At 65.4% G+C, this 7,510-nt stretch carries 9 protein-coding genes; 6 read left to right on the top strand and 3 right to left on the bottom strand.

Annotation, left to right across the window (positions count from 1 at the left end; translation table 11 throughout):
• Positions 1-102: 102 nt before the first annotated feature.
• Positions 103-1,356 (bottom strand): malic enzyme-like NAD(P)-binding protein, encoded by a 1,254-nt coding sequence (locus ACRC0P_RS19370; RefSeq protein ID WP_438632950.1) that lies wholly within the window; start codon positions 1,354-1,356, stop codon positions 103-105.
• 382 nt (positions 1,357-1,738) lie between these two features.
• Between ACRC0P_RS19370 and ACRC0P_RS19365 the strand changes: the two genes are divergently transcribed.
• Both ACRC0P_RS19365 and ACRC0P_RS19360 read left to right on the top strand, forming a co-directional pair.
• Complete coding sequence (locus tag ACRC0P_RS19365; RefSeq protein ID WP_438632949.1) at positions 1,739-2,353, top strand: TetR/AcrR family transcriptional regulator; 615 nt, start codon at positions 1,739-1,741, stop codon at positions 2,351-2,353.
• A 161-nt stretch (positions 2,354-2,514) separates the two neighbouring features.
• On the top strand, positions 2,515-2,988 hold the full coding sequence (locus ACRC0P_RS19360; protein ID WP_438632948.1) for a DUF1348 family protein: 474 nt from the start codon (positions 2,515-2,517) through the stop codon (positions 2,986-2,988).
• Positions 2,989-3,162: 174 nt separating this feature from the next.
• Here ACRC0P_RS19360 and rpmE read toward each other — a convergent pair whose 3' ends face one another.
• Positions 3,163-3,375 (bottom strand): 50S ribosomal protein L31, encoded by a 213-nt coding sequence (gene rpmE, locus ACRC0P_RS19355; RefSeq protein WP_308364810.1) that lies wholly within the window; start codon positions 3,373-3,375, stop codon positions 3,163-3,165.
• A gap of 330 nt (positions 3,376-3,705) precedes the next feature.
• Here rpmE and ACRC0P_RS19350 point away from each other — a divergent pair, with 330 nt between their 5' ends.
• The 4 genes from ACRC0P_RS19350 (at position 3,706) to ACRC0P_RS19335 (ending at position 7,115) form a co-directional block, all read left to right on the top strand.
• The gene (locus tag ACRC0P_RS19350; RefSeq protein WP_438632947.1) at positions 3,706-5,964 is read left to right on the top strand and encodes a primosomal protein N'; all 2,259 of its coding nucleotides are present in this window, start codon (positions 3,706-3,708) and stop codon (positions 5,962-5,964) included.
• Positions 5,965-6,033: 69 nt separating this feature from the next.
• A complete protein-coding gene (locus ACRC0P_RS19345) occupies positions 6,034-6,267 on the top strand; it encodes a CopG family transcriptional regulator (protein ID WP_308364813.1) in 234 nt (77 codons plus the stop codon).
• Positions 6,254-6,511, top strand: coding sequence for a type II toxin-antitoxin system RelE family toxin (locus ACRC0P_RS19340; RefSeq protein ID WP_438632946.1), 258 nt, complete (start codon positions 6,254-6,256; stop codon positions 6,509-6,511). The genes ACRC0P_RS19345 and ACRC0P_RS19340 overlap by 14 nt, the downstream gene beginning before the upstream one ends.
• 25 nt (positions 6,512-6,536) lie before the next feature.
• Positions 6,537-7,115 carry an SPOR domain-containing protein gene (locus ACRC0P_RS19335; RefSeq protein WP_438632945.1) on the top strand — a complete coding sequence of 193 codons (579 nt, stop codon included), beginning with the start codon at positions 6,537-6,539 and terminating at the stop codon, positions 7,113-7,115.
• On the opposite strand, the gene ACRC0P_RS19330 is transcribed toward ACRC0P_RS19335, so the two are convergent.
• Positions 7,096-7,335: a DUF2798 domain-containing protein gene (locus ACRC0P_RS19330; RefSeq protein ID WP_438632944.1), complete on the bottom strand. Its 240-nt coding sequence runs from the start codon at positions 7,333-7,335 to the stop codon at positions 7,096-7,098. The genes ACRC0P_RS19335 and ACRC0P_RS19330 overlap by 20 nt on opposite strands.
• Between the last annotated feature and the right edge of the window lie 175 nt (positions 7,336-7,510).

Here is a 7,510-nt window from a genome sequence, read left to right as displayed (position 1 = left end):
ATGCCCGCGATCGTCATCAGCTACGTAGCGAAGGCCGATCGCGGGCATGGCCCGCTCCTACGGCGTAACTCCCGTGGGCAGGGGCAGCAGTCCCTGGCCCTTCTAAAGAGGCGCCAGCGGATAGTGCTCCGGGTAGGGCAGCCGCGCCGCGCCGCTGTCCACCGCCGCGCGGGCCACTGCCGAGGCCACTTCCGGCAGCAGACGGGGGTCGGTGGGCTTGGGCAGGATATAGTCCGGGCCCAGGCTCAGCTCCACGCCGCCGTAGCCCTCGCGCACCGCGTCCGGCACCGGCAGGTGGGCGATCTTGCGGATGGCCTCGATCGCGGCCAGCTTCATTTCCTCGTTGATGCGCACCGCGCGCACGTCCAGGGCGCCGCGGAAGATGAACGGGAAGCAGAGCACGTTGTTCACCTGGTTCGGGTAGTCCGAGCGGCCGGTGGCCATGATCAGGTCGTCGCGCACGCTGTGCGCCAGCTCCGGGGAGATTTCCGGGGTGGGGTTGGAGCAGGCGAAGACCACCGGGCACGGAGCCATTTTGGACAGCTGCTCCGCCGACAGCAGGTCAGGGCCGGACACGCCCAGGAAGACGTCGGCGCCCTCGATGGCGTCGTCCAGGGTGCGCATTTCCGTGTCGCGGGCCCACTCGCCCTTGTAGGCGTTGATATCGGTGCGCCGGGAGTGAATCACGCCGCGGCTGTCGAGCATGGTGATCTGCTCTTTCTTTGCGCCGGCGGCCAGCATCAGCTTGCAGCAGGCGGTGGCGGCGGCGCCGGCACCCAGGCACACCATGCGCACGTCTTCGATTTTCTTGCCCTGGATTTCCAGCGCGTTGAGCATGCCGGCCACGGTGACGATGGCGGTGCCGTGCTGGTCGTCATGGAATACCGGCACCGAGCAGCGTTCGATCAGCGCCTCCTCGATATGGAAGCACTCCGGGGCCTTGATGTCCTCCAGGTTGATGCCGCCGAAGGTGTTGGCGATATCGGACACCGTCTGGATGAAGCGCTCCGGACTGGGGCTGTCCACTTCGATGTCCACCGAGTTGATGCCGGCGAAGCGCTTGAACAACAGCGACTTGCCCTCCATCACCGGTTTGGAGGCCAGCGGGCCCAGGTTGCCCAGGCCGAGAATGGCGCTGCCGTTGGAGATCACCGCCACCAGGTTGCCCTTACCGGTGTACAGGTAGGCCGCTTCCGGGTCCTTGGCGATTTCGCGCACCGGCTCGGCGACGCCCGGGCTGTAGGCCAGGGACAGGTCTTCCTGGGTCTGGGCGGGGGTGGTCAGTTCTACCGATAGCTTGCCCGGGGTCGGCAGCGCGTGGTAGTCGAGCGCGGCCTGGCGCAATGAGTCCGTCATCGTGGGAAAATTCTCTTCGAATACTGCGGGGGAGCCTCTGCGGGCGCCGCCCCGATTACTGCGGGGGCGCAGAGAATAACCGGAAGCGGCCTGTCCCCACAAGCGCAAGAATCGAACGAAACCGCTAATTCCTACTAATTCCGGTGCCGGATTTCCGGTCTCCCGCAATAAATAAGCGAATATTTTGCGCAAATGGGGACGTATATTTCGACCCCGGGTCGGTAAATCGCCCCTTCACTTCTATTTGCGCCCCTTGCCAATCGCGCCAGGGGGCTGGCCAGAATCCCGATATCAATCCGAAGCGGGCCCACTTCGGCGCAAATCGCGGTTTTGCCCTTGCTCGATGGAGAACGATCGTTCTACACTGCGCCCCATGAGCAGAATGCAACAGACAGAGTCCCTTGAGCGACTCCTCGACTGCACCGAGCAACTCGTCTACCAGAGAGGCATCTGTGCCACGGGTATGGATGCAATAGTGAAGGCCTCCGGGGTCTCGAGAAAAACCATCTACAAACACTTCGGCACCAAGGACAGGTTGGTGGCCGAGGCCCTGGCGCGGCGCGACCGGCGTTGGATGGACTGGTTCGAGGCGGGCCTCGAGCGCTTCGAGGGCCCCAGGGCCCAGCTGCTGGGGGTTTTCGATGTCCTGGCCGACTGGTTCGGCTCGGCGGGTTTTCAGGGTTGCGCCTTTATCAACACCGCCGGGGAGGTGTCCGACCCGCAAGACCCGGTGCGACAGGTCGCCAGAGCCCACAAGGAAAAGCTGTATCGCTGCCTGGTACGGCGATGCATTGATCTCGGTGCCGAGAAGCCGCAGCAGCTGGCCGGACAGCTGATGCTGCTGATCGACGGTGCCATTACCAACGCCCTGGTGTCGGGTGGGGCCGGTGTCGCCGTGGACGCACAGCGCACTGCGGAAATCCTGCTAAGAGCCTGTTTAGAATCGCGCGAAGAGCTCTCCAGGTCGGGAGGGGGGCCTCTTTTCGGGACCGTATGAGGCAGGGATGCCGATTACGAGCGTACAGGGACGTATTTAAGGGGGGCGCCCAGCCCGTGTCCCGGAAAGAGGCCCCCCTCCCGACCCCGCGCTGGACGTGCAGCACCATAGATCGCAAACAGGCCCCGAGGGGCTATAGCAACAACAATAGGAGTACACCTATGTCAGATGAACTGCGCCATCCCCTGCCTCCCTTCACGCCGGAATCGGCCAGGGAAAAGGTCCGCCTGGCCGAAGACGGCTGGAACAGCCGGGATCCGGCCAAAGTGGCCATGGCCTACAGTCCGGATACCAGCTGGCGCAACAGGGCCGAGTTTGTGCAGGGGCGCGACCAGGCTCGCGCCTTCCTCGAGCGCAAGTGGAGCAAGGAGCTGGACTACCGCCTGATCAAGGAGCTCTGGGCTTTCGGGGGCAACCGCATTGCGGTGCGCTACGCCTATGAGTGGCACGACGACAGCGGCAACTGGTTTCGCTCCTACGGCAATGAGAACTGGGAGTTCGACGACAACGGCCTGATGGTCAACCGCTATGCCAGTATCAACGATCTGCCAATTCGGGAGAGCGAGCGCAAATTCCGCTGGCCCCTGGGCCGGCGCCCGGACGATCACCCGGGGCTGAGCGATCTCGGTCTGTGATGCAGAGGGCAGCAACGCTGTCCTTTTTCTCCCCGAGCACGCGATTCGCCGCTGCGGTGGCGGCCAGCAGCAGGGCGCAAAAAAAGGCACCGAGGGGAGCCCAGGGTGCCTTTTTTCCGGCTGCGGACGCTTTGCCTGCGGCCATCGCGCTGCGCTGCTCGGCGCCGCCGCGATTTACTTGCCGATGCGGCTGCCGAAGCGCTTCTTGAAGCGGTCCACGCGGCCACCGGTGCTGGCTTCGCGCTGCTTGCCGGTATAGAAGGGGTGACACTGGGAGCAGACGTCCAGTTGGATGTCTTTGCCCAGGGTGGAGCGGGTCTTGATCACGTTGCCGCAGGAGCAGGTGGCGGTGACTTCGCTGTAATTCGGATGGATATCGGTCTTCATGGTCTGCCTCAATTCGAAACCGCCACCTGGTCTGTTGCCGGGCACGGAGTCGTCGTTGGTTTAGGGGCTGGGGAAAAAGTGCGCGCATACTAATCAGATTAGCGCGGCGGTTCAAGCACAATTGTCCGCCGGGAGCGCCGAGCCCCAGTCGGCATACGGGCTCGTAAGTCGCTGTAGGAGCTTGCTTGCAAGCGAATGGCTACGAAGCCCTTCTCCTCGCTCAGCTCCTACAGAGGCGGTGCCGAGGACAAATCCGCGGAGCAGCAGGCCCGCGTCGCAATTGCGCTATCATGTGCGGCTCGCGCGGGCAGTACAAAGGGGAGGCGCAAATTGGCAACCGACGGCGGAGGAAAACCGGCAATTCTACGCCTGGCGGTGCCGGTGCCCCTGCGGCGCCTGTTCGACTACCTGCCCCCGCAGGGCTGCGACCCCGCGCAACTGTTACCGGGCCAACGCTTCTGGGTCCCTTTCGGCAGCCGCAAACTGGTGGCGGTGCTGGTGGATATCGTCAGTGAGTCCCCACTGGCCGAGTTGAAGGCGGCCCTGGAACAGATAGACGCCACCCCCCTGTTCGACCGCCAAAGCCGCGCCTTCCTGCACTGGGCCGCCGACTACTACCAGGCGCCCGTCGGCGAACTCTACGCCGCCGCCCTGCCCGCCGCGCTGCGCAAAGGCAAGCCCGCCGATCACTGGGCCGAGCAGTGGCTGGAACTCACCACCGGGGGCAAGGGCCTGCCGGAGAGCGCCCTGGCGCGGGCGCCGAAACAGCAGGCGCTGCTGCAACTGCTGTTGCGGGACGGCAGGCAGAGCCGCCCCCATCTCAAAACCCTGGGCCATTCCGCCACCGCAATCCGGGCGCTGCTGGATCGCGGCCTGGCGCAGTGGACCGCCGGCCCCACCGCCCCGCCGCCGCTCTCCACCGATAAAGGCGCCGGAGCGGCCCCGCCGCGGCTCAATGAAGCGCCGCGGCTCAACGAAGCGCCGCGGCTCAACGAAGAGCAGCGGCAGGCGCTGGACGCCATTCCGGCGGATCGCTTTACCGTCTCACTGCTCGAGGGCACCACCGGCAGCGGCAAGACCGAAGTCTACCTGCGGCTGATGGAGCGGGTGCTCATCGACGGCAGGCAGGCCCTGTTACTGGTGCCGGAGATCGGCCTGACACCGCAGACCCTGCGCCGCATCGCCGCGCGCTTTCCCGGCCGCAGCATCGCCGCCCTGCACTCCGGTCTGGCCGAGGGCGAGCGGGCCCGGGCCTGGCTGTCCGCCGCCGCGGACCAGGCGGATATCGTGATCGGCACCCGCTCGGCGATATTCACCCCGCTGCACAAGCTGGGCGCGGTGATCGTGGACGAGGAGCACGACGGCTCCTTCAAGCAGCAGGATGGCGTGCGTTACTCCGCCCGCGACCTGGCGGTGGTGCTCGGGCGCAACGCCGGGGTGCCGGTGCTGCTGGGCTCCGCCACCCCCTCCCTGGAGAGCCTGCACAACGCCCTGAACGGGCGCTATCAGCACCTGCGCCTGCGCCACCGCGCCGGCGACGCGCGGCCGCCGCAGATCCATATAGTCCCCACCCTCGGCCAGCAGCTGGAGGAGGGTTTCGCCCCCCAGGTGTTGCGCCATCTCGGCGAGACCCTGGCCCGCGGCGAGCAGGCGCTGGTGTTCATCAACCGCCGCGGCTTCGCCCCGACGCTGGCCTGTGACGACTGCGGCTGGCTGGCGGACTGTCCCCACTGTTCCAGCAAGCTGACCCTGCACCGCCGCCAGCGGCAGCTGCGCTGCCACCACTGCGACTACCGCCGGCCACTCGTGGACAGCTGCCCCCAGTGCCACAGCCGCTCGCTCAGCGCCCTGGGAGCCGGCACCGAGCGCAGTGAGGCGCTGCTGGCCCACCGCTTCGCCGGCTACCCGGTGATCCGCGTGGACCGCGACACCACCGCCAGCAAACAGGCCCTGGACAAATTGCTGGCCCCGGCGCGCGCCGGCGAACCCTGCCTGCTGCTGGGCACCCAGATGCTGGCCAAGGGCCACCACCTGCCCCGGGTCACCCTGGTGGTGATCCAGGACGCCGACGGCGGCCTGTTCAGCGCCGACTTCCGCGCCCCGGAGCGCACCGGCCAGTTACTGGAACAGGTGGCCGGCCGCGCCGGCCGCGGCGAACTGGCGGGCCGGGTACTGGTACAGAGCCGCTACCCGGAGCACCCGCTGCTGCAGCTTCTGCTGGAGAAAGGCTACGGTGCCTTCGCCCGCCAGCTGCTGCGCGACAGGGCCGTGGCCCAGCTGCCGCCGCTGCGCGCCATGGCGCTGGTGCGCGCCGAGTGCGAGGAGGCGGAGTGGGCGGAGGAATTTCTCGGCGAGGCCCGCCGGCAATTGGAGGCCCTGGCGCCGCCGTCCCCACAGTTGCAGTACCTGGGGCCGGTGCCCGCGCTTCTAGAACGCAAGTCCGGCCGCTTCCGCTTCTATGTGCAGATCACCGCGGAAAAACGTGGCGTATTGCAGGCACTGCTCGCGCGCCTGTGCCAATGGGCCGAGGGCAACCGTAACCGGCGGTTGCGCTGGGCGGTGGATATGGATGCGCAGGAGTTATCCTGACCGCGATGACGTCACCTTGATGCTATAGCGTTACAACGCTATAGTGCCTTTCGGCAAAGGGGTGTGATAATGAGCAACTTGTCCAAAAGGTCCACGATTTACTTTGATCCGGCCATTCACCAGGCGCTGAAGCTGAGAGCGGCCACCAGCCATCAATCGGTGTCTGAACTGGTGGACGAGGCGGTGCGCCTGCTGATGCGCGAAGACCAGGAGGATCTGCAAGCCTATGCGGACAGGGTCAGCGAGCCGGAAGTGTCTTATGAGGCCCTGCTTCAAGACCTGAAGAAGCATGGCAAAATATAAAATCAGTTTTAAGAAATCTGTAGCCGGAGACCTGCGCGCTATCCCCAAGCGGGATGTAAAGCGTATCCTGAAGCGCATAGACTCCCTCGCAGAAAATCCCCGCTGCGAGGGCTGCATAAAGCTGACCGGGCGCGAACTCTATCGCGTTCGGCAGGGGAATTACCGGATTGTCTATGAAATCGTCGACACCAGGCTGGTAGTCTGTGTTGTCAAAGTCGCGCACCGGTCCGTGGTTTACAACTAACGCAATTGATTGAGAAGGGATATTCATGAGCCGTCGCAACGCCAGCCGCCGCAGCAGTCCCGCGAGCAAACCCGCCTGGGTCTGGTTTGTGCTGGGCAATTTTGTCGGCGGTTTCGTGGTGTTTATGATTTTTCTCACCGGGCTCAAGCAGGATTCCGGCGGCGACGAGCGCCCGGCGACCCCCGCCCGGAAAGCCGAAGAGCAGTCAAAGCCGCGCTTCGATTTCTATACCCTGCTGCAGGAAAACGAAGTGGAGGTGCCGGAACCCAAGGTGGCCAAGCCCTCCCGCCGCGTCACCGCCCCCCCGGACGGCGGCGCGCGCAGCGAGTCCCCCCGTGAGGAAACGCCCGGGAGAGACGATCCTCAACTGGTGTACATCCTGCAGGCGGCCTCCTTCCGCGACGCCGCGGAGGCGGAGAAACTGCGCGCGCAGCTCACCCTGGCCAACCTGGACGTAAAGGTGGAGATCGCCACCGACAGCCGCGGCACCTGGCACCGGGTACTTATCGGCCCCTACCGCAGCCGCTCCAAGGTGGCCGCGGCGCGGGAGACGCTCGCCGACCACAAACTGATGCCGCTGGTGCTCAAGCGTCCGGCGCGCTGACGAACTTGCGCGTCAGCCGGTGGGACAGCGGCGCGATCACCGATACCAGCGGAAACGCCACCACCCAGGCCACCACCCAGGCGCTCGCCCAGCGCCACATAAAACCGCCGTCGAAACCGGTGTTGATAAAGGTGATCACCGCGGACATCAGCAGCGACATCAGGCCGGACATGATCAGCGCGAATACCAGGGTGTACAAACGTGAGGGAAGGGCTGGCACGGTGGGTCCTCTGAGATACATCGGGCGCGCATTATAGGCTTTCGGCCCTTTCTTGTTGAAATTCCCCCCCCGCGACCACACTTACCCTAGACCTGACAGATTCCTCCCCTGTGTAGGAGCGGGCCATGCCCGCGATCGGCCTCCACTACGTAGTTGATGCCGATCGCGGGCATGG

Origin of the sequence: Microbulbifer sp. (assembly GCF_051659245.1) — a bacterium.
Lineage (GTDB): Bacteria > Pseudomonadota > Gammaproteobacteria > Pseudomonadales > Cellvibrionaceae > Microbulbifer.
This window is presented reverse-complemented; position numbering and strand designations above follow the sequence as displayed.